Genomic DNA, 22,180 nt, shown 5'->3' with positions numbered 1-22,180 from the left:
ATTTACCACTAAGGCTCTCCAATCTTTTTTTTAATTATCTTTCCATATAAAATTTCTAAGGCTTATTAAAGAGTTTGAAAGAAAGTTGTAAACAATAATTTATTAACGACTTTTCCATTTATCTTTCGATTTTCCTCAAATATGTGGCGAAAAAGTCAACGCATTTATGTTAAAAAACGTTAGACAAGCAAAAATAAAATAGAAGCGCGTAAGATGGATTTTAATAGGATCATTATATGATAAACTATTCCTAAATATTATAGGAGTGATTGAATGAACGTTTTTTTCAGACCACCAAAAGAAGATGATATTGATCAAATCATGCAGATTGAAAATGCAGGATTTACAGCGGATGAAGCAGCATCCAAATCTGCGATGATGGATCGTATACTTACAATAAGTGACAGTTTTATTGTTGCAGTAAATGAAAAGGATTATCCGATCGGCTACGTTGTAGGACCCATTATTTCTAAACGTTATCTCTCTGACGATCTTTTTGAAAGTACTCGTCCTAATCAGCCTTTTGGTGGCTACCAAAGTATTCTTAGCTTAGCTGTCGCTCCTGATTATAGAAACTGCCAGATTGGTAGTAAACTACTGTCAGTTCTTGAACAACAATGTCGTCTTCAAAATAGAAAAGGAATCACCTTAACTTGTTTAGAATCATTGATTCCATATTACAAAAAGCATGGCTATCAACTAGAAGGACTGTCAGAATCACAACATGCAGGTGTTGCTTGGTATAATATGGTGCTAGAATTGGCCAACACGCCTAATGAATTCTAATAAAAAACTGCATACTAGATGAAACGCCATTCAAAAGTAAGATATTAAGTCTAACTTTTGAATGGCGTTTCATCTCAAATTAATATTATTTACGAACTTTTCTAAAACTTACTCTGATTTTTCTTGCTAACTTTTCATCCGTCAACGCTTTTTTAGTATTTGAAAGCAACATAACTCTTGATTCAGTGGAGTCCATAATATATTTTCTCTCCCACTGGTCTTGATCTGGACCATCGCAAATGATGCGAATGTAAGACAACAGACTTTTAATCATCTCTTTTGTCAATGTTAGGTTGGTATAGCCATCGTTTTCATAAAAATCATACCATGTATCACTTGGATTTTCTTTCAGTATTTGAATTAGTTGATGGCTTTCTTCTAACGCATCGAAAACTTTTACAAATACAAAAACCATTTCTTCCCGATCAATCATCTGATAAGCGTCTAACAAACGGAGCAGTGCTTTTAATGTTTTGCATTGAACGGCTACTGAGAGGTAAATATCATTAAAAAAGCGAGCATTTTCCGGATTTTTATCCTGAAGGGATAATGTAATCTGCTGGCATCTCAGCAATAGATTCTCCCAGGCTACTATCTTTTCTCCTATCATAGAGAAAATTTCTGTGACTTGCTCCTTGATTTTCCGATCACCCATCAACCATTCTAACCTCGGAATTTTTGTTTCTTGCTTGAGCCAGGATTGAATAATTTTTCGAATCAAATAACAGGCAAACTCATCCCCAGCGGTTTGATCCTCATGTGTTCCATAGCGGATAACCGCTTCAAAGTAAGCTTCATAGACAGCTTGGATCTCTTCTTGCTGATTTTGATAGTATTGTGTTACATGCTCTAAAATTATCTCTTGATTGGTTCGTAACTGATAATCTGCTCGCCAGAAATTCGCTATTTCTTGTAAGAACAAAATATGCGGTTTTATGTTACCTGTATTAACTAAGACAAACTTATCCATCTTGACTTCTCTAACCGCCATTAACTCTCTAGAAACAAATTCTGGGCTATTAGGCAAGATCGTCAAGAAATTAGATGCTTGTAAATCATGAAAGGCAACGTGATAATAGATTCCTCTTGATTGATTTGGTTTTGGTGTGTTTGTTAACACCTCATCTCGTGGATCGTGATTCCCTTGTCTACGAGAAACCATTTTGCCATAACCATTATCCGCCCAAATCTCAATCACATCATCTGGAAGCTCAAGTAAGTCAAGATTAAATAATTCCGTCATCTCCCCATAAATGTTCATCGAGCATACTGCATGAGGATCGACTTCTTTAACCATATGATATAGTAGATGGACGATTTCGTTGATCACTACTGCTTTTTCCGCTGCAGACCACTGTCGATCAAGATCTTCTGACCAAAAAGGACAATCCCCTTGTCCACGAAAACCGAGTGTGTAAATAACCTTGGTACCTTTTTGCTCGTGTAAGGCTTTTTTCCATAATTCCTGAAACAACACAAAATGTTCCTCGTATGAAGCCTTCAAACTGGGATACCTTCTAGCAAACATCTCAGCGCCTAGTGGCTCGGCATGATGATGTGTATAGATCAACCCCATCGCTTGCGCACTTTCTCGATGTCTATGACTGTTCTTATCTGTTCCAGGGATGATGACATTTCCGCCTAAACGTAACAATGTTTCATAAATACGTTCCCATACATATTCATTTGAACCATTATCTTCCCATTGATCCAGCAGCAACTCATCATTAACGAACCAGCCCCGATAGTCCGTTGCAAAATCAGGCAATGTTAAGTCAAAACCTGTCCATTCAATAAATGGCTTTTTTATTGGGGGAATCTCCATGAAATACCAAAAGGGTTGAACACCTAAAATTTTATGAGAGATTTCAAGAACCCCATACATTAATCCTAACGGTGTTTCAGCACACACTTTTACTTTATCTGGCGATACGAAAAGTATATGAAAAGCATCCGTTTCATTTTTTTCATCAAGTAAAACCAATTCAATTTTATTTGCCTTCCTCGTGTCTGTCACAACGGTTAAAATGTCACGTTGCAAGATCTCGCAAGCATGTCCAATCACTTCATTTTCCAACTGTTTTGACGTAACAGAAGTATTTTTAGAAATGAAAAATGTTGTTTCCATGTAATCACCCGTTTCATCTATATAGTTTATTATTTTATCTTCAATAAAGAACTTTCTACTATGTTGTAAAAGGCAATCGAATTGCTTATCAGCCATAAATCTCTCGTCACTATTTTCTGCAAAGGTATTTTCAAATGGTCTAAACGTTTTGTTAACTTTTTACTTTGATACCGCTCATAAATTTAGAATAAGCGAAAAGCTTGTCTAAAAAAATGGAGAAAGTCGATGAAAAAAACGAAAAAACAGACTTTCTTTGTTTTTTTTGATTTTTCCCCGTCTTCGTTTAACTAAGGTTTTATCTTGTCGTTGTAGAACATGATCTTCCATGCCTATTCAGCTTGTCGTGTTTAATCATATGTACAGCAAACAAGCCCACACTCATAAGAGCATGGGCTTAGTGAGATCATCGTCAATTCTAAATCTTCAATTAAAATCTGGCTTTTATCAATTCAGATTTCAATTGCTGAATAATGAAGACAATTTCTTATTTTTCTTCAATTACATATACTTCTCAACTTCATCAATTTCTTTTTGTAGTGCTTTTTCATCGTACTTTTCATACTTACCGGCTTCGTGTGCGATCTTTTTGATTTCGTGAATCGCTTTTTTCTCAACGATCCATTTCTTCATACTATGTTTTTTTGCGTCAGCGTCTAGTGTGTCTAATTCAGCTAAATTCTTATCTAACTTATCAAGAACCTCTGCAATCTTTACCAATGCTTTTGCTTCCTTTTCTTCATAGTTTGTCATAGATATCACTCCTTAAGTATTTGATATATTTATCTTACTGCTGTAATTAAATATTTTCAAATTAAATGTACTGTTTATCACAAAGTTTTATCTGATTCTCACTGAAGAAACAGAAAACATTAGATTCTTGCAATATTCTACTCATTTTATACTTATTTTTATCCTTAATGATTTATCATAAGAAAAGTATCGATTATATAAAAAGATAATTTAGTGAATTAGCAAACATTCGGTGTATCTTTTATGATAAAGTCATTTAGCTTTTTTACTTTCTTATGGTTGCAGCAAAATTTTCCCGACACTTTTTCCAGATTCTAAATAATCATGGGCAGCTTTTCCGTCAACTAAGGAAAAAATGGTTGGTTGACTGATTTTAATTTGATTCTTGCTAAAATAATCAAACAGTCGGGTGCTTCTTCTCTCCCGCTCTTGATAACTTGTCAAGTAATCCCACAGATCTCCTGTCAAAATACTTTTTGATTTTGATAACAAGGGAATAAAGTCGATCGCTGGCGGATTTCCGCCGGCCATGCCAAAAAAGATAACCTTCCCTCTATTTCTGAGCAAGTCGACACTTTCGGCTAATGTATGCCCAATGCCATCATAAACGGTATCAAAGAAAGAAATATAGGTTTCTTGCCATTCTGTATTTCTTAAAAAGACATGTTTTGCTCCTTGGTCTAAAGCCAGTTGTCGCTTTTCTTCCGTAGAAGTGACGCCATAAACTTCTAGACCATCTGCGGTTAATAGTTGCGATAAAATTTGTCCGACACCACCACTTATCCCATGGACGAAGACCTTACTATTATTCACATTATTGCCAAGATCATGAGCTAAAAAATCAGCTGTCAACCCTTGCAGACCAATACTGGCTGCTAATTTAGGTGGTATACCAGATGGAATACGGATGGCATTTTCCTCAGGAACAGCCACCAATTCTGCGTTGGCAAAAGGAACATCCACAAAAAGAATCGTTTCCCCTAGCTGAAATTTGGAGACTGATCTTCCTTTTTGAATAATCTTCCCTACTCCTTCATAGCCATTGATAAAAGGGTCTCGGGATTCAATATGATAGCTGCCCTTTCTTCGATAAATATCTGCATAATTCAACCCAATATACATCATTTCTATCATTAGCTCATTTTCTTGAATGACGGGATCAGGCAATTCACCATAAGTTAACACATCTGAATCGCCAAATTCTTTAAAGTACAATGCCTTCATGCACAAAACATCTCCTATCTTTTGCCAATCAAAATCGTGTGATTTTCTTTATGAAACCAAAGCTCTATCACTTAGCCAACTATCATTAGATTGAAATCATATAAAAATAAATAATTTAAGTTCTTTTGGTCATTTTTTACTATAAAAAAAGCACCTTCTCACGAAGATACTTTCATTCTATTCTTCTAGATGAGATTCGTCAAAGTAGATTATTCGTTCAGATCCTCCTTATCAATTCCAGTTATGTCTAACCCACCTTATTCCTAGATAAATCAACTACTTTTGTGTAAAACAGGATTATAACAAAGCTGACTATTACTAAGAGAAAGAAGTGAGGATTTGAAGCCATCATCTTTTAAGTCTGACAAATCCTCAGAAGTAGTTCATTACATCGGAACCAAACTGACTATCCATGGTTTTTAGAGGATATCAGGAAAGAGATGGCATAAGTCGCCCGGCGATCAATCAATTTTATCATATAAATAATTATCCCCACTCGAAAAAAATTAAGCCACATCGCTTCTACTTGTTAAAGGCCTCTTTGCCTTAATTCGTCGTTCAACCACTTAAATCCATCATGGATGATTTGCGCATGATCAAAAGCAAAAAGAGATTCCCAGTTCTCCGTAGAGGATCGTTCTTTTGACGTAACATATTGATAGAGTACTTTATCCTTATCAACCCTATACCAAAAAGCCTCAGAAGCATCATCTCCTGCATAAAGAATCTTCATCTGCTGTAGAACAGTTATATAGACAGCAGAAACGGTCCATCCACGGGGATCCCGATTTTTATCTCCATATACACCTAATAAAGAAACTTCCTGCACTTCCACGCCCGTCTCTTCCTTTAACTCTCTGATGGCGGCCTTAATGATATTTTCTCCTTCGTTAACGAAGCCACCTGGCAAAGCGAACCGTCCTTTGAAAGGATGATTTTTTCTTTTGACAAGTAAAATGTATACTGCATCCGACGTGACATTGAATATCAAATTGTCAACAGTAAATGCTGGCTTTGGATATTGTGGTAATTCCTGCTTCTTATACCAGTTTAACCACTCTTCTTCGTTCATTTCCTCTTCTGATACTTTATTTGCCATGTGATTGTCTCCTTTTGCTTTGAGTTATCCGAAAGATTTAACGTTTTGATAGATAGGCTTTTTGCTTAAATCAAAGATTGACATAATGCCTTTATAAATTTCAAAGACTCGTAAAACATTTCGGTCTTCTACAGAGGGGTATATTTTTGACATGTAAGGATTTTTCTCGAAAATTTCATCTAAATAGGTAGAGCCTATTTCATTTACTCTTCCTTGTAAGGTGATAGAAAACGATTCCATTGATGTTTCTCCTTCTATACCTGTGATGGAAACGACCGGGTTCATTTTGAGCTGTTTATAAAACGGCTTGGATATTGCAGTCAAAAAATACAGCTTCGTTTCTTTCACCAACATAATATCGATTACTCTGGTGACCGGATTTCCGTTTTCGTCTACTGTGGCGAACACGGTAGAATGAATCTCATTTTTTAAATAATTCAAATAATCTTCTGTCTTCATTTTTGAATGGTCCATGAATGCGCTCCTATCTAAAATGATCGATTTCTCTGATCGTTTCAACTATATTTCCTTGCAGAATAATCGTTTTATCCATGAGTTCATCTGGTATGCGTTGTGCTTGTTGGTTACAGACGATATAGGTCGACTGATTCGTTGCCCTCGTCATTTCTTGGAATGGATACTTTATAATGGAAGGCGTGTTGTTACCAATGCCGATCTCCCAAAAAACGATTTTAGTACCTAAATAATTTTCTAGAAATTCTTTGTATCGGTTAGCTGCGCTTTCCCAACCATCATCTTGTACAAAAAATTGATCTATCCGTAAATTGACCCGCATCGGTTGTCCACATTTGGGGCAATATGGTATGAGGTGCTTGGGAATTTTGAACTGACTCTGCTGATGGACCATTTGCATAATCAATGATTCATTCTCGTACGTCTTGTTATGGCAAGCACGTGAACATTGAAATAACCCATAATCACCTTGTGTATAAAATAATCGTCTCTTATCAAAGCCCGTCTTTTGGAACTGATGATCTACATTAGTAGTAATGACAAAGTAATTTTTTTCTTCTACCAAAGATAGAAGCTCTTTATATAGCGGCAAAGCCTCAGGCTGATATCGATTATGAAAAACATGTTTACTCCAATAACCCCAATACGTCTCTAATGAATCGAAGGGATAAAATCCGGCAGAATACATATCGGTTAAATAATAATGATCAATATAGTCTCTGAAATATTTTTTGAACCGTTCACCAGAATAGGTTAACCCGGCAGCAGCAGAAAGGCCTGATCCAGCACCGATAACGATTGCCTCTGCTTCAGTTATCTTTTGATAAGCTTTCTGATAATTGTTGTAGTTTTTCATGGTACAACTCCTTATCAATGTCTTTAAACACATTGAAAATAATTTTTATAGGTGAATGAACACGCGTTACATATTCTTGCGTTGTTTTGATAGCGATCTCTGCAGCTAACTCATTGGGAAAACGAAATTCTCCTGTTGAGATACAACAAAAAGCGACGCTCTTCAATTGATACTCTTCGCAAAGCAACAAGACGCGACGATAACAGTCAGCCAATAAGGATACGTGTTCTTTAGTTACGGTATCTTTTATGATTGGCCCAACAGTATGTATCACTTTTTTTGCAGGCAAGTTATAGCCGTCGGTGATTTTTGCATAGCCGGTTTCTTCCAAATGCCCTTGTGCGTCCATGATTTCTTTGCATGCTAGTCTTAATTGAATACCTGCTGCAGAGTGGATCGCATTGTCGATGCACCTGTGTAATGGAACAAAACATCCTAGTAGCTGTGCGTTTGCAGCGTTTACGATGGCGTCCACTTCCAACCTCGTGATATCTCCTTGCCAGAGATAAAGTTTTTTTGTATACTGTTGCGCATCGTTTAGTGAAAAAATCTGATTTTCAGCTCTTTCTTCTAAAAGAAATTGATTTTGAATGTCAATAAAGTCCTTATGAATAGGTCGCGCTTCTCTTATATTTAATAAGCATCGCAATAAATCATTTTGTTCTTTCGGATCATCCGAGCTAGCATCTACTATTTTACTTAAGTGACTGTTTTCCTCTAATAAATAGTTAATCAGCCATTTCCTCTTTTCGCTATGGTTCATCGTCAACACCTTCTTTATAAAAATTTCCCGATTATTTTCGATAATCGGGAAATAGCAAGACTAATTTAACAACTCTTTGATTGCTTCTACGCGACTCGTCAAAGGCTTACCCAAAGCTTGTTCAAAGTCACTAGATGTCACATCTAATTGATTATTTTTAATATCATGTTGGAAAGACAAGAACATTTCTGCAACAGGTTGTGGTAAACCGCCTGCTGTCAAACTATCTACAAAGGTTTGATCATCAGATGAAACTACTTCGATTTCCTTCCTTGTTGCTTCTTTTAAAGCTGCTGCTAATTCAGCATAAGTAATAGGGCTGCCCGATAATTCAAGGATTTCAGGGTATTCTGTTCCTGCTAGTGCTTTTGCAGCAACCTCAGCATATTCGCGCTTCAAAGCCCAGCCGTTTTTGCCTTCTTTAGCTGCGTAAACGAATTTCCCACTAGCTAAAGCACCTCCAATAATCGGCATTTCATTTTCTAAATACCAGTTATTACGTAAAAATGTATGCGCAATTCCCGCTTCTTTGATTTGTTTTTCAGTAAAGATGTGATCAGCAGCTAATGCACTTGTTGAGTGATCTGCATCAGCAAAACTTGTATAAGCAATATACTGAACACCAGCGTCTTTGGCTGCCTTAACCACATTAGCATGTTCTTCTTGACGATTGCCTGGTGCGCCAGACACAAAAAGCAAGCGGTCAATGCCGTCAAAAGCGTTACTCAACGAATTGATGTCAGAATAATCCCCTACTCTTACATTGTAGCCTTTCTCTTTTAGTGTAGCTGCTTTTTCTTCAGATCGTACCAAAGCATAGATCTGATCTTTAGAAACTAAATCTTTCAAGAATTCAAGTGCATATCCTCCAAAACCACCAGTAGCTCCTGTTACTAAATATGTCATATAAAACACTCCTTTTTAGTTCGTACATTCTGCTGTACAATTATAAGATACACCTATATAATAAATAGTATGTTAAGATAAGTCAAGAAGAAAATCTAAAAAGGACTGAATTCACTTGAAATATTCTATTCAACTCAGTGATGCAATTCATATTATGTGTTATATCGTCATCTATAAAGATACTAATATGCTCTCAAGTGAGATGATTGCTCAAAGTGTAGAAACTAATGCTGCAAATGTCAGAAAAATAATGGCAAACTTAAAAAAATCTGGACTGATTCGAACAACTACTGGGAAACCAAAGCCCTATTTAGCAAAGGACCCCAAAGATATTAGTCTACTTGATATATATAAAAGTATTCATGGAAACACAAATCTCATTCAAGTCGATCCTAAAACGAATCCAGACTGCATTGTTGGTGCAAATATACAAGAAGTACTGGATGGTGCGTATAATGAATTGCAAGTAACTGTCGAAGAAAAAATGGCGAAAATCAATCTGTTCTCTCTATTAACAAGTATTGCAAGTTTAGAGGAAAGCAAACGACCGGAAAACAAATCTTTTCTTGAGCCATTTTTATAAAACCAAAAAACCCATTGAGATACTGACATCTCAGTGGGCTTTTTCGTTACAAATGAAATTGATTTACGTCTTCACATCTTTCGACACCACTCATAAGAAATAGCGTTGTCATTCACTTGCTTTTTCTGCAGCTCTGACTATTTCTTTTAGATAACCGGATGTATCTCATAGGCTGAGCAGATCAATTTTTGTCTGCCATTCAATTCATTCCTGATAGTGATTATTTTTATTTGTTTCTCAATCGTTGGCCTTATTCTTTGATTATTATGCCCGAAAATACAGAACGATTAAAACCGATTTCTCCACTTGCTATTTCTAGGTCAAGTTTTAATCCCATAATGTATGTCTAATCAAATGAATCTATTCTATTCCCATCATTACTGATAAGTTAAGATCTCCGTGCTCAATAATTAAGTTTTATCCTTCCAACAAATGTTTCGGCTCTCCACCAGCATTAACTCTAGCAATGTCATCAACGACACTTTCGCACATCATTTCATTACATTCATGATTATAAGCCCCAATATGAGGTGTCAAAACAATTTTCTCTTGGTTCATAAATGGATGATCAGCTGTTGGAGGTTCATTTTCTAAAACATCAGTGGCATAGCTACCAAATTTGCCAGCCGTTAGTGCCAACACTAAATCTTCTTCATTTACTAAAGCACCTCGAGCAGTATTAACCAGAACCGCGCTGGCTTTCATTTTCTTGAAGGCTGACTTATTGAATAATCCTTTGTTCTCAGCCGTACAGTTCATGTGCAGAGAGATGATATCTGCTTGTGCCAACAATTCGTCAAAGTCCACCTTTTCTCCACCGCGTTTTTCCACTTCTTCGACAGAAAGATACGGATCGTAACAAATTATCTTACAGTTAAATGCCTGCATAATCTCCGCAACTCGTGTACCAATGTTTCCAAAACCACAAATGCCGATCGTTTTCTTGTTCAAGCGATGACCTAAGTATCGTCCACGATCTTTGGACCACTCACCTTCTTTCACTTTTTCAGCAGTGTAGGTAACTAATTTCGCTGCAGTCAAAATCAAAGATACGGCATATTCGGCAACATCGTCTCTTTCCATATACGCCGGAATATTGGAGACCATTACCTTGTTTTCTTTAGCCGCGATAACATCCACGTTATCATAGCCGATCCCAAAGCGTACGACCAATTGAAGTTTAGGCATTTTTTCAAAAAAACTTTTAGGCAATCTAGGTTCGGTCCCGATAATGATGAAGGAAAAATCCTTCAATTCAGCTGCTAAATCCTCAGGAGAGATGTCTGAAGGAAATTTGAAACGTTTTGTTTCCCCGACTTGTTTATTTAACTGATCCATGTATTCTGGAAAGTATTTCCCAAAACTATTCGCGTTTACGATCGCCGTTTTTTTCATTTGATTCCCCTCTTACTTTCCTCGAACTTCACTGACTATAGCTGTCAATTTCTGGGCATTTTGTGCAATCTCTTCTGATGTACCTTTAGTTAGGAGTCCCCCAATACCAATACAATCCACACCATTTTCAAACCATTCATGAAGGTTTTCCAGAGTTGCACCGCCAGATGCTAAAATTGGTGTATGCGGCACAGGAACCTTTATTACCTTCGCTAAACTAGGGCCATAATAATTGGAAATTGGGAAGGCTTTAATAAATGAAGCACCATTTTTCAAGGCCTCCATCATTTCTGTATAAGAGGTACACCCTGGTGCGTAAGGAATTTGATACAAATTACACAGCTCTTGAACGCCCTGATCATAAGTTGGAGCAATAACAAATTCCGCGCCATCCATGATTGCCAAGCGTGCAGTGGTACTTTCTAAAACAGTTCCGGCACCGATCAAGATTTGATCACCGAATGTTGCTTTGATTGCTCGGATGACTTCTCCAGCGTTATTGTTGGTATAGCTGATTTCCATAACATCAACCCCACCGTCTAAACAACCTTTTGCAACTTCGATCCCTCGTTCAATCGTTTCTACGCGGACAACGGCCATTATACCAGTATTAAAAATTCGCATTGTGTTTTCTGCTTTTATCATTTTCCGATTCGCTCCTTTTAAATTTCTAATGTCTGTCGAAGATTAACAATAGTAGCAGCGGATATTTCTCCAATGTGCTCTGTTAGTTCTGCTACATTCATTGATTCCTTTGAAGCTAATGCTTCCATCACTATTGGCATATTTACCCCGGCAAAACATTCAATATGATATTCTTTTAACTCTTCAATCATGAGAGCTACGACATTAAATGGCGTGCCAGCTAAAATGTCAACGAATATGAGACATTCCTTCGTTCCAGATTGGACGACAGCTGCTTTGATTTCTTTTTCTAACACCTCTGGGCTTTTTGTTGGAAGCAATCCGATCGTAGCTACCTGATCTACCTGATCTCCAAAAAACATCGCACCGCTTTCTTTGAAGGCATCAGCTAAAGGTCCGTGAGTAACAATAATCAACTTAATCATACGTTTATCTCCTTATCCTAATACCCCGATTGCACCGCCTAGGAAACCGATCGCGAAGAGTACCAACAACACACGAGTGACGCTTTGTCCTTTGACCTGCAACCAATAAGCTAAAAAAGTAAAGGCAATTGGTAAGAAACTAGGAATGATCTTATTCAAGGTTTCACCAACTGACAAAGTTGTCGTCTCTAGTTTCACTTCTAACACTGCTTGAACACTGACATATTTGACGATCATTACACCTAGACAGAACAGGCCGACGATTCCTAAAAAGGAAGTCATTTTTTTGATGAATGGTCCTTCTAAGAAACGATCAATCGAGTCCATCCCTAATTTGTAGCCTTGTGTAAACATACCGTATGTCATCGCAAAATCCATCAACGTAAAGATGATCCCAAAGGCAAAAGCTCCCCAAATCTGCCCCTGTGAAGCCCAGCCTAATGTCACACTTAGAACGATTGGCTTCAACAATCCGGCTACAACAGTGTCGCCGATTCCCGCTAACGGGCCCATTAACGCGGTTTTAATTTCCGTGACCATCGATTTATCGATTTCTTCGGTTGGATTATTAGCGATTCCTTCTTCCAAAGCGATCACCATTCCTGGTAGAAAGGCTCCCAAGCGAGGTTCTGTATTGAAATACAGCATATGCCGTTGCAATCCATCGGTAATTTCTTCCTTGTCTCCTTCATACATCTTGTTCAAAAGCGGTCCCATAACGGTTGTCATCGCGCCTGCCTGTAATCGTTGATAGTTGTAAGTTAAATGTGATGTTAACCACCAAGTGACAGCTGCTTTTTTGATATCCTTTTTTTCTAATGCTTTAGCCATTCTCTGTTTCCCCCTCTTCTTTCGCAAAACCAAGTTTTAACATTAATAGACCAATCGCCACAGCGATGATGACATACATCATTAAGTCTGTCATGCCGGTATAAGCCGCAATCGCGAAGCCAATGATAAAGAATGGGATAAGTTCCTTTTTTAGCATAAATTTCAACAACATCGACATCCCTAAAGCTGGTAAAATTTTCCCGACGGCTCCAAGACCGTTCATTGCCCAATCAGGCAAACTATTAATAATAATCTGAATGTACTCGCTTCCAAAAAGGGCGATAAAGAAGACCGGTAACGCTCTTAAGAAGAGCACAATAAACGGACCACCAAACATTTGAATTTTGCGAATGCCTTTCCAATCACCCTTGTCGGCTAATTTATCCATTCGCGTCGGCCAAAATGACGCTAGAGTCATGTATGCTACATGAACATAATTTCCTAATAATCCAATCGGAATGGCGAAAGCAGCCGATTGCTCAATACTCATCCCCCCTTGGATCGCAACAAATGTTCCAAGTAATCCCGCCCAATATAGGTCTGAAGCATTCGCCCCACCTGCACTAATCCACCCTAGATAGGCCACGTTGATTGTTGCTCCAATTATTACTCCCTGAACTGGATCGCCATAGATTAACCCAACCCAGAACCCGGCCATAATCGGTTCGCGGATCAGCCACCAACTTAGCGGCCACTGAATCCCGTTTAGCAGAGCTAACAATCCCATAAATAATGCTTGAACCATTTCTTTTCCTCCTTCGCACTAATGAATCTTGTTCAAATGCCTACTATCATTTCATTAAAGTGTTCATTCAAGAAATTTCTTGAATGAAAAGACAATCCTTTTTTAAAACTTACTTAAAATATTTTTAAATGCATACTCCGTATCTTCGGGAATCGGTTGTCCGTAAACTCGCACCCCACTTTCGTGTAGCGGAACCAGGTCCTGAACATCCTCTTCTGACATGACAATATTTTTATTGATATTTTTTTTGTTTCCGGAACCTTCAATGCCGCCAATTTGTAGCGAGGTATACTTAATTCCGTCTTTCCATGCTTTGGCCGCTGTTTTTGTATCTTTGAAGAGAATAAGTAAATTATTCTTAGGGAAATCATTCTGCTTCCATTTTTCGGTAGCGCTTGCAATCGATTCTACAAAAACATTTACCGATGAGGGTGCCGCATTTAATAGTATTTTTTTCAAGATGGGACTCTTCGCTGATTTGTCGTCAATCACCACGATATCTTTAATGTGGTATTCCTTTACCCATCTGGTCATTACCTGCCCATGGATCAAACGAAAATCGATCCGTGTCAATTTTAAATTTTCCATTTCTGTTTCCTCCTATGCATTGTTTGTAATCTCTTACTTGAATAACGGCTCCTCTCTGGTAAATTTAAGACTACATCCTTTAAGAACATCCTCACTATCACATATCCAAAACCACAAGTCAAAATCTCCCAAAAACCTTTTGTGTACCACAATAAAATACCTTTATAAAAGCATTAAAAGTAATATATTACACTATAGAAACACCAACTATTATTTTGTGGTATAATTCTATGAAAAACAGTGTAAGCGCATTCTTGAATAAATACAACAAATTTAGGAGGAAATTATGGCAACTCAGCAGGAAAAACTACTCCATCGCATCGAAGAGATGACTCAAGAGCAAATCATGCAGGGTACTTATGATTTTTCAGACTGTTGCGCATTGGTTCTATCAGTTGATTTAGTAATTGATCGCTCCAATGTTTCGCGTATGTTGAATAAGCTGCATCAAGAAAAACAACTGATCAAGCTAAAAGGACGACCAACTTTATTCATTTCTACTCAAGTTTTGACAAAGAATTTTCCCTATCTATCTTTGCCTTATACAATTCAAAAAGATGACCACTTGAATAACTACCTTTTTCTAAATGAAACATCAATTCTTAGTGCGACTGAATTTCAGTTGGATGCTTTAGACATTGGTGAAACGAGTTCGTTATACAATGTAGTACAAAATGTCTTACCGATCTTTTATTATCCAAGCAATGAGCTGAAAATAATTATTTTAAGAGGCGAAAAAGGCGTCGGGAGAAAATTCTTTTTAGAAAAATTGATCGAGCAAAATAAAAGGAAAGAAACTTCCAAATCTGCAAGAAAAATCTTCTATGCTCTTTGGTCCGAACAAAACAAGCTTGATATTCTCCCAGAGTTAAAAAGGAAAAAAGAAGGTCTGTCTTCTTTTTTGGTCATCGAGCTAGATTCTTCCATTTCAGCATCAGATGTTTCAAGAAAACTCGATGAGCTCTCTTTTTATTATAAAAATGAAGGCGGCACTCAACCATTGGTGGCTTTACTGATACCACCTCATATGCAAAATATCCAACAGTTTTATGAAATCAGTCCTTATGTGGGATATTTCCCTAAATTTAGCGAACGTCTTTTGAAGGAAAAAGTTGAAATTATTTCAAGCATTTATTTAACAGAATGCAGACAAATTTCACGAGAAATTATGGTTACCAAAAAAGTGATTCAAGCGCTTGCCGCTATTTCAGCCAGGTCAAACATTGCCTATATAAAAAAAGAGATCTTATATTCGATCTCTCAAGCTTTTTTCAATCGAAATATAGAGAATGCTGCCAGTACAACAATTCTTGTATCAACCAGGCATTTATCTGAGAAAATTGACCAAAACGTTGAAGGCCCACGAGATGAGAAACATTTTTGGGATAAATTTCCAGAAAGGCTTACCTTTTCCACTCAATCCAACTTGTCCACACTAGAAATCTTAAACAGTACACCAGCCGAGAATTGGTTAATCGACCGACATATCTTTGAAAAGCAGACGATCGAACATTTGATTAATACCTTGCCAACAAATTTAGTTTTTTATAGCGAGCAAGACTACCAGCATACCTTGGAAAAACGCATATTCAACTTTTTATCAGAGACGCCGCTAATCAAAGATCCGATTTTACAGAATTACATCATCAAAACGATCGCGGAAATTATTAGAGGAAGCTTCCCTATTGAGAACTATATTTTTCCAAAACAGGACGATAATTTTAAAGGAATTACTGGCATTCTCAAGAAAATCGAGCGTTTCTTGCGTAAGTATCAAAAAGGGATATCAGAGCCAAAAATCACTTTTATTCGGAAGCTGATTATTTTAGGGATCAAAAAAGTAACTGATGTCAGAGTCCCAATGCTGATTTCTGCCAGAGACAATGGAATTGCGGAACATTTGGCTCAGCGGTTTAACGAATTGATTGGAAAGAGAGCAATCTTTTCCATGAGTTCCAGACGAACAGAGGCGATGGATAAGGGAGAGGTTCATTCATTTGTCAGAAAGATGTCTAGAAATCTAAAAACGATCGATCGCGGTGGCGGAACAGTCCTAGTCACTGATTATGACCCATCTAATGATATAGACAATAAGATTCTCCTGGAAATCCGGCTCTTAACCTTCACTACCTACCCACCGACGATGGCCCATATCTATGATATTCTGTGTATTCTGAATGGAAACATCATGAGTATTGTCTCCGTTTCTTCAACGATTATCAATAAAAAAAATGAACACAAGAAATTTTTGGCAGACGATTCCTTGAATGATCGTGCAGAACGAACAAACAGCGAATACTATGAACTTTTTAATCAGCTTTTTTCACGACTAAATACAGCTAAAACCAATGAAGTTTTATATAAGCTTTTAAAACATATCACCAGCGATTTAGCTATCACGCTTTCAAATAAACTCATTCTTGACTTTCTTTTTCAAGGAAACTGTCTTTTAGAAAAGCATATGGCGAACGATCACGACTCGTCAGTTACCATTGATCGATCCACATATAAAAGACTAGCAAATCAAAAATTTCAACGAATCAAAAAGCAATTTGATCAAGCAGTTGAGCTCTCATTCATTGATTTTACGGATGAAGATATCATGCTGCTAACCTACCTGTTCTAACTACACACAAAAGCAGAATGAATGAGACCGTTTCTAAACAGTCTCTACATCCTGTTTCCTTTTGCTTATTTCCAATTTGTTCGCAAGAAATCATGGCTCTATAATTTTTGGGACTGATGAATCACAGTTGATTCTTCAGTCCCATTTTCATTGTTGACAAAGAGCCGAAAAAAACCAGTTAAGCACTCTGCCTAACTGGTCATGACTAAATTTTCAGTTGTATCTTTCTCTACCAACACTAAATGTCGAAGAGCCAAATGTTATAAACTACTAGTCACACTTTTTCTGCCACACGAAAAGATTCCATTAATCGATTTTTCAATTTAAAACAATCTATTTCTTAGGTTCATCCTCATCCATCTTAAGAACTGCCATGAAGGCTTCTTGCGGTACTTCGACAGAGCCGATTTGTTTCATCCGCTTCTTCCCTTCTTTTTGTTTCTCCAAAAGTTTGCGTTTCCGAGAAACGTCACCGCCATAACATTTCGCCAATACGTTTTTACGCAAGGCTTTAATGTCTGAACGGGCAACGATTTTTTGTCCGATGGCTGCTTGGATCGGTACTTCAAATTGTTGTCGTGGGATCAGTTTCTTCAGTTTTTCAACGATGGCTTTGCCTCGTTCATAAGCAAAGTCACGGTGAACGATAAAGCTCAACGCATCGACTTTTTCAGTATTCAGCAAGATGTCCATCTTCACTAGCTTGCTAGTGCGGTAACCAGACATTTCGTAATCGAGTGATGCATACCCTTTGGTGCTGGATTTCAATTTATCAAAGAAATCAAAGACGATTTCCGATAAGGGGATCTCATAAACGACGTTTACTCGATAATCATCCAAGTAATCCATCGTGACAAAGTCTCCCCGTTTGCGTTGGGACAATTCCATTACAGCACCGACGTAATCATTAGGGACCATGATTTGTGCTTTGACGTAAGGTTCTTGCACGTTGTCGATCGTGACTGGTTCAGGAAATTCTGCTGGGTTATCAACGACGACCATTGAGCCATCTGTCTTGTTGACATGATAGATTACGGATGGTGCAGTCGTAATCAACTCAAGGTTAAATTCACGTTCTAGCCGTTCTTGCACGACATCCATGTGTAATAGGCCTAAGAAGCCGCAGCGGAACCCAAATCCTAACGCTTGAGAGGTTTCTGGTTCAAATTGCAATGCTGCATCATTCAGTTGTAATTTTTCCAATGCTTCTCGAAGGTCGTTGTAGCGTGAGGTATCGATTGGGTACAATCCGCAATAAACCATCGGATTCATTTGGCGGTAGCCTTCCAATGCTTCGGCTGCTGGATTGTTGGCTAAAGTCACCGTATCTCCGACTTGCGTATCTTTAACAGTCTTGATGGCAGCAGTGATATAACCAACATCGCCCACCATCAACGCATCTCGTTGAATGGGTTTGGGTGAAAAGACGCCGACTTCCGTGACATCAAAGGTCTTGCCATTGCTCATCATTTTGATTTTATCTCCAGGTTTGACCATCCCGTCCATAATGCGGACGTTTAAGACCACCCCACGATAGGAATCGTACACGGAGTCAAAGATCAACGCTTTTAACGGTGCTTCAATATCACCTGCTGGAGCTGGGACATACTCAACGATTTGTTCCAAAATGTCTTCGATCCCAATACCTGCTTTGGCACTAGCTAAAACAGCTTCACTGGCATCGATTCCGATAACATCTTCGATCTCTGTTCGTACCCGCTCAGGATCGGCAGCTGGCAAGTCTATTTTGTTAATGACTGGTAGGATCTCTAAATCATTGTCTAACGCCAAGTAGACGTTTGCCAATGTCTGTGCTTCGATCCCTTGAGCCGCATCAACGACGAGTACGGCGCCTTCACAAGCGGCCAAACTGCGGGAAACTTCATAGGTGAAATCGACGTGCCCTGGGGTGTCGATCAAATGGAAGATGTAGGTTTCTCCATCTTTGGCGGTATAGTTAAGTTCCACAGCATTTAATTTGATCGTGATTCCTCGTTCACGTTCAAGATCCATGGAGTCTAATAATTGGTTTTGCATTTCCCGAGACGTCACCGTATGGGTTTGTTCCAAAATACGGTCCGCCAGTGTTGATTTCCCATGGTCGATATGGGCGATAATGGAGAAATTACGAATCTTCTCCTGTCGTTTTTTCATTTCTTCTATGTTCATGGATACGTTCCTCATTTCTTTTAGTCAGCTTTTCTATTATACCAACGAAACGCCAATAGTTAAAGTATTTTTCTTAACCGTTATTTAGACATATTCATTCAGGTTTTGCTATACTAGAGCTAGCAAATAAATTGGAGTTGAAAGAATGGACAATAATTTTCATCAAAATCTACATATTCGAGCGGTGGATGAAAAAGACGTTGATCAGTTCAATGAACTGTTAAGCTACGTTTTTCAGATCACTGAATCGGATATTGAAGAAAGCGGCTATGAGAGCAAACGGGAAATGATTAAATCTAAGCGCCCGATCTTAGAGCTTTCCAAGGTCTTTGGCTGGTTCAATGAAGACAAGTTGATCTCGCAAATCGCCGTTTATCCTTGTGAAGTCAATATACACGGCAAATTGATCAAAATGGGCGGAGTGACCGGTGTTGGGACCTACCCTGAATATGCCGGACATGGCCTGATGAAAGACTTGATCAAGCTTGCCTTAGAAACCATGCGGGAAGATCAGCAATGGATCTCCTACCTTTATCCATACAATGTGCCCTACTATCGTCGCAAAGGCTGGGAGATCATGTCCGACAAGCTGACCTTCAAAATTCGTGATACCCAGCTTCCGAAAACCAAAGAAGTCCCTGGGATCGTAGAGCGCAAAGAAGTGGATGACCCTGATGTCTTTACTGTCTATAACCAATTCTCCCGGGAAAACCATGGCGCCTTGCAGCGGACCTCTTTTCACTGGGAAGAGTATTGGCGCTATGAAAATGAAGAAGAGCGCACCGCGGCTGTCTATTACAATGCCAGTGGTCATCCGACTGGTGTACTTTTTTATTGGGTAGCCGAAGAAGTCTTCCATGTAAAGGAAATGTTCTACTTGAATCAAGAAGCCCGCAATGGTCTTTGGAATTTTATCTCTGCTCATTTCTCAATGGTTTATTGGGTCAAAGGAGACATTTATTCAAATGAACCCCTGTCCTTCTACTTGGATGATAGCCAAATCAAAGAAACCATTGAGCCTTATTACATGGCGCGGATCGTCGATGTTGAACAGTTTTTGAAAAACTTCCCATTTGAAGCCTTTCAAACACCCTTTCACTTTGTTGTTTCTGACCCAGTTGCCGATTGGAACAACGGAATCTTCGGTGTCCAATACAATCACGGGGAGATCGTGGTTTCAAGAGAAGCCATCGGAAAAGCTGTCCAGCTGGATATTCAGACATTGTCTTGTCTGTTGATGAATTACCGCCGTCCAGCTTACTTAGAGCGTGTGGAACGGCTAAATACCGATTCAGAAACACTGGCATTACTAGAATCGATCATCCCTGATATGGAAGCCTATTTCAGTGATTATTTCTAAACAACGAATCAACAAAACGTACAACTATGAATGATTAAGGAGTGTTTTTGAATGAAACTATATTTTGCTGCTCCCCTGTTTGCTGCTAGTGACCTTCGCTACAACGCCGAACTTGTTGCGTCGATTCGCCAGCAGTATCCGCAGCTGGAGATTTATTTACCTCAAGAAAATGCCGCGATCAATGATAAGTCCGCCTACGCGGATAGCAAAATGATTGCGTTGGCAGATACCGAAAAAGTACTGGAAAGCGATTTGATGATCGCTTTGCTGGATGGTTTGACCATCGATGCTGGGGTTGCCTCTGAGATTGGCGTCGCCTATGCAAAAGGCATTCCTGTTTTAGGGCTTTATACGGATAGTCGCCAACAAGGTGCCGATAATCAGCAAAAGCTGGCAGCATTACAAACCGTTGCGGAAAATCAGTTCCACTATGTCAATCTTTATACGGTGGGTTTGATCAAGCTAAACGGTGAGATTTATTCCTCTGAAGCAGCACTTGTAGCTGGCTTAGCAGACTATCTTTCGGAGGACAACTAAATGGGGCAAAATTATCAGCGACTGCAAAAGGTATTCACTATTTTCGGTATTCTCGTGTTTTGTTTTTCTTTGTGGGAATTTTTCCGTGGAGTCTATCCGCAAACACAAGGACTGATTTTCTTGGGTCAAGCCTTACTTGGGATTTTATTGATCTTTGTCCCAGAAATGAGTAAAAAGTTCTTAAAAATCCAGCTACCAAATGCCACCGTCTACTTTTATTGGTTTTTCTTGCTGATCTCCGTATTCATGGGGACGATCTTACATTTGATCGAAACCATTGCTTTCTGGGATAAAATTCTGCATGCGGTAAGCCCAATGGTCTTGACGGCTGTAGGCTATGGATTGATCTGTCTCTTACTAAAAGAAGTGCCCGTTTCAAAAGTTTCGCCTTGGTTATTTTTACTGATGGGCTTTGCTTTTGCTGGCTTGTGTGGTGTTTTCTGGGAGTTTTGGGAATTCATCTGCGACTCTGTTGGTGGAATGAATCTCCAACGTTATGCAACCTTAGATGGCACCCCGTTTATTGGTCGTGAAGCATTGATGGATACGATGGGCGATTTACTAACCAACACGATTGGTGCTGCTTTGATGGGCGTGATCGCGTATGTTCAAGGACGAGGCAAACCTGATTACTTTGAAAGTTATCGGATTAAAAAATTATCATAACCAACCTTTAAAAGCTTGTTGAAACCATCGTTTTTCAACAAGCTTTTTTCTTTTGTTCTTTTATTGATAAAGAAAAATTTATAAAAATACTTAAATAACACGGCTTATTTTTATAATTTCGCTGTCTAACAAGGTTCGACCTTTCTTACACTTCCCTATAAAACGGTTACAACTACAAGAAAATTCCCTCGTTTAATCATTTTTATTTCCCCAAAAAACCATGGTCTGTTATAATTACATTATTCATTTGACATTGCGTCAGTAAAGGAGAGGCTTATGGTTCTAACAGTGTTTTTTATTTTATGCTGCTTGATTTTTTCATCGATCACCTATGCGTTCTCTAAAGATGCCCGAAAATTTGTCCAACCTTTATCAATCAAAATTATTTTTATCGCATCAGCTATTATTGCGGTTTGGACAATGTTCTTTTCAATGGTTGCATTTGTCGCTTGGGTCATCTAAAAAAACATTCTTGCCAGTTGCGGCGTTTTCGCTGCATTGGCAAGAATGTTTTTTTGTGGTTAGAAAAGTGGCTCTATAATTTATGGGACTGATGAATCAGAATTGATTCTTCAGTCCCATTTTCATTTTAGGTATTAAAAAACATATCGTTCTCTAGTATGA

The 22,180-nt window shown here is 38.3% G+C and carries 22 protein-coding genes; 7 read left to right on the top strand and 15 right to left on the bottom strand.

Going from position 1 to position 22,180, the window contains the following annotated elements:
- The first annotated feature begins 273 nt into the window (after positions 1-273).
- Positions 274-786, top strand: coding sequence for a GNAT family N-acetyltransferase (locus tag ACIPK1_RS11480; protein ID WP_400450936.1), 513 nt, complete (start codon positions 274-276; stop codon positions 784-786).
- An 85-nt stretch (positions 787-871) separates the two neighbouring features.
- Here the strand turns inward: ACIPK1_RS11480 and ACIPK1_RS11475 are convergent, their stop codons facing one another.
- From ACIPK1_RS11475 to ACIPK1_RS11440, 8 genes are all read right to left on the bottom strand, one after another.
- On the bottom strand, positions 872-2,914 hold the full coding sequence (locus ACIPK1_RS11475; protein ID WP_400451021.1) for a glycosyl hydrolase 115 family protein: 2,043 nt from the start codon (positions 2,912-2,914) through the stop codon (positions 872-874).
- 498 nt (positions 2,915-3,412) lie between these two features.
- On the bottom strand, positions 3,413-3,664 hold the full coding sequence (locus ACIPK1_RS11470) for a hypothetical protein (protein ID WP_005235871.1): 252 nt from the start codon (positions 3,662-3,664) through the stop codon (positions 3,413-3,415).
- Positions 3,665-3,937: 273 nt separating this feature from the next.
- Positions 3,938-4,888, bottom strand: coding sequence for a zinc-binding dehydrogenase (locus ACIPK1_RS11465; RefSeq protein WP_400450933.1), 951 nt, complete (start codon positions 4,886-4,888; stop codon positions 3,938-3,940).
- A gap of 529 nt (positions 4,889-5,417) precedes the next feature.
- The gene (locus ACIPK1_RS11460) at positions 5,418-5,987 is read right to left on the bottom strand and encodes an NUDIX domain-containing protein (protein ID WP_400450931.1); all 570 of its coding nucleotides are present in this window, start codon (positions 5,985-5,987) and stop codon (positions 5,418-5,420) included.
- Between the two features lie 24 nt (positions 5,988-6,011).
- Entirely contained in the window at positions 6,012-6,461 is a 450-nt protein-coding gene (locus ACIPK1_RS11455; RefSeq protein ID WP_086316153.1) for a pyridoxamine 5'-phosphate oxidase family protein, read from the bottom strand.
- Between the two features lie 10 nt (positions 6,462-6,471).
- Entirely contained in the window at positions 6,472-7,317 is an 846-nt protein-coding gene (locus tag ACIPK1_RS11450; RefSeq protein WP_400450929.1) for an SIR2 family NAD-dependent protein deacylase, read from the bottom strand.
- Positions 7,271-8,080, bottom strand: coding sequence for a protein-ADP-ribose hydrolase (locus ACIPK1_RS11445; RefSeq protein ID WP_400450928.1), 810 nt, complete (start codon positions 8,078-8,080; stop codon positions 7,271-7,273). The genes ACIPK1_RS11450 and ACIPK1_RS11445 overlap by 47 nt, the downstream gene beginning before the upstream one ends.
- A gap of 60 nt (positions 8,081-8,140) precedes the next feature.
- Positions 8,141-8,986, bottom strand: coding sequence for an SDR family oxidoreductase (locus tag ACIPK1_RS11440; RefSeq protein ID WP_400450926.1), 846 nt, complete (start codon positions 8,984-8,986; stop codon positions 8,141-8,143).
- Between the two features lie 115 nt (positions 8,987-9,101).
- On the opposite strand from ACIPK1_RS11440, the gene ACIPK1_RS11435 reads away from it, so the two are divergent.
- Positions 9,102-9,569: an Rrf2 family transcriptional regulator gene (locus ACIPK1_RS11435; protein ID WP_008380035.1), complete on the top strand. Its 468-nt coding sequence runs from the start codon at positions 9,102-9,104 to the stop codon at positions 9,567-9,569.
- Positions 9,570-9,986: 417 nt separating this feature from the next.
- Here the strand turns inward: ACIPK1_RS11435 and ACIPK1_RS11430 are convergent, their stop codons facing one another.
- From ACIPK1_RS11430 to ACIPK1_RS11405, 6 genes are all read right to left on the bottom strand, one after another.
- Complete coding sequence (locus ACIPK1_RS11430; protein WP_087664112.1) at positions 9,987-10,964, bottom strand: D-isomer specific 2-hydroxyacid dehydrogenase family protein; 978 nt, start codon at positions 10,962-10,964, stop codon at positions 9,987-9,989.
- A 12-nt stretch (positions 10,965-10,976) separates the two neighbouring features.
- Positions 10,977-11,609: a ketohydroxyglutarate aldolase gene (locus ACIPK1_RS11425; protein ID WP_005235836.1), complete on the bottom strand. Its 633-nt coding sequence runs from the start codon at positions 11,607-11,609 to the stop codon at positions 10,977-10,979.
- Positions 11,610-11,626: 17 nt separating this feature from the next.
- On the bottom strand, positions 11,627-12,034 hold the full coding sequence (locus tag ACIPK1_RS11420) for a PTS sugar transporter subunit IIA (RefSeq protein WP_005235834.1): 408 nt from the start codon (positions 12,032-12,034) through the stop codon (positions 11,627-11,629).
- Between the two features lie 12 nt (positions 12,035-12,046).
- Positions 12,047-12,865, bottom strand: coding sequence for a PTS system mannose/fructose/sorbose family transporter subunit IID (locus tag ACIPK1_RS11415; RefSeq protein ID WP_400450923.1), 819 nt, complete (start codon positions 12,863-12,865; stop codon positions 12,047-12,049).
- The gene (locus tag ACIPK1_RS11410) at positions 12,858-13,610 is read right to left on the bottom strand and encodes a PTS sugar transporter subunit IIC (RefSeq protein WP_005235830.1); all 753 of its coding nucleotides are present in this window, start codon (positions 13,608-13,610) and stop codon (positions 12,858-12,860) included. The genes ACIPK1_RS11415 and ACIPK1_RS11410 overlap by 8 nt, the downstream gene beginning before the upstream one ends.
- A gap of 102 nt (positions 13,611-13,712) precedes the next feature.
- On the bottom strand, positions 13,713-14,198 hold the full coding sequence (locus ACIPK1_RS11405) for a PTS system mannose/fructose/N-acetylgalactosamine-transporter subunit IIB (protein WP_400450921.1): 486 nt from the start codon (positions 14,196-14,198) through the stop codon (positions 13,713-13,715).
- Positions 14,199-14,484: 286 nt separating this feature from the next.
- Here ACIPK1_RS11405 and ACIPK1_RS11400 point away from each other — a divergent pair, with 286 nt between their 5' ends.
- Positions 14,485-16,824, top strand: coding sequence for a transcriptional antiterminator (locus ACIPK1_RS11400; protein WP_400450919.1), 2,340 nt, complete (start codon positions 14,485-14,487; stop codon positions 16,822-16,824).
- Positions 16,825-17,157: 333 nt separating this feature from the next.
- On the opposite strand, the gene lepA is transcribed toward ACIPK1_RS11400, so the two are convergent.
- Positions 17,158-18,993 carry a translation elongation factor 4 gene (lepA, locus tag ACIPK1_RS11395; RefSeq protein ID WP_400450917.1) on the bottom strand — a complete coding sequence of 612 codons (1,836 nt, stop codon included), beginning with the start codon at positions 18,991-18,993 and terminating at the stop codon, positions 17,158-17,160.
- A 145-nt stretch (positions 18,994-19,138) separates the two neighbouring features.
- Between lepA and eis the strand changes: the two genes are divergently transcribed.
- From eis to ACIPK1_RS11375, 4 genes are all read left to right on the top strand, one after another.
- A complete protein-coding gene (gene eis, locus ACIPK1_RS11390) occupies positions 19,139-20,353 on the top strand; it encodes an enhanced intracellular survival protein Eis (RefSeq protein WP_005235821.1) in 1,215 nt (404 codons plus the stop codon).
- A 51-nt stretch (positions 20,354-20,404) separates the two neighbouring features.
- The gene (locus ACIPK1_RS11385; RefSeq protein ID WP_005235819.1) at positions 20,405-20,890 is read left to right on the top strand and encodes a nucleoside 2-deoxyribosyltransferase; all 486 of its coding nucleotides are present in this window, start codon (positions 20,405-20,407) and stop codon (positions 20,888-20,890) included.
- Positions 20,891-21,556 carry a hypothetical protein gene (locus ACIPK1_RS11380; protein ID WP_008380055.1) on the top strand — a complete coding sequence of 222 codons (666 nt, stop codon included), beginning with the start codon at positions 20,891-20,893 and terminating at the stop codon, positions 21,554-21,556.
- Between the two features lie 276 nt (positions 21,557-21,832).
- Positions 21,833-22,018: a hypothetical protein gene (locus ACIPK1_RS11375; protein ID WP_005226019.1), complete on the top strand. Its 186-nt coding sequence runs from the start codon at positions 21,833-21,835 to the stop codon at positions 22,016-22,018.
- The last annotated feature ends 162 nt before the right edge of the window (positions 22,019-22,180 follow it).

Source organism: Enterococcus sp. NPDC086594 (assembly GCF_044746145.1).
Lineage (GTDB): Bacteria > Bacillota > Bacilli > Lactobacillales > Enterococcaceae > Enterococcus_D > Enterococcus_D entomosocium.
This window is presented reverse-complemented; position numbering and strand designations above follow the sequence as displayed.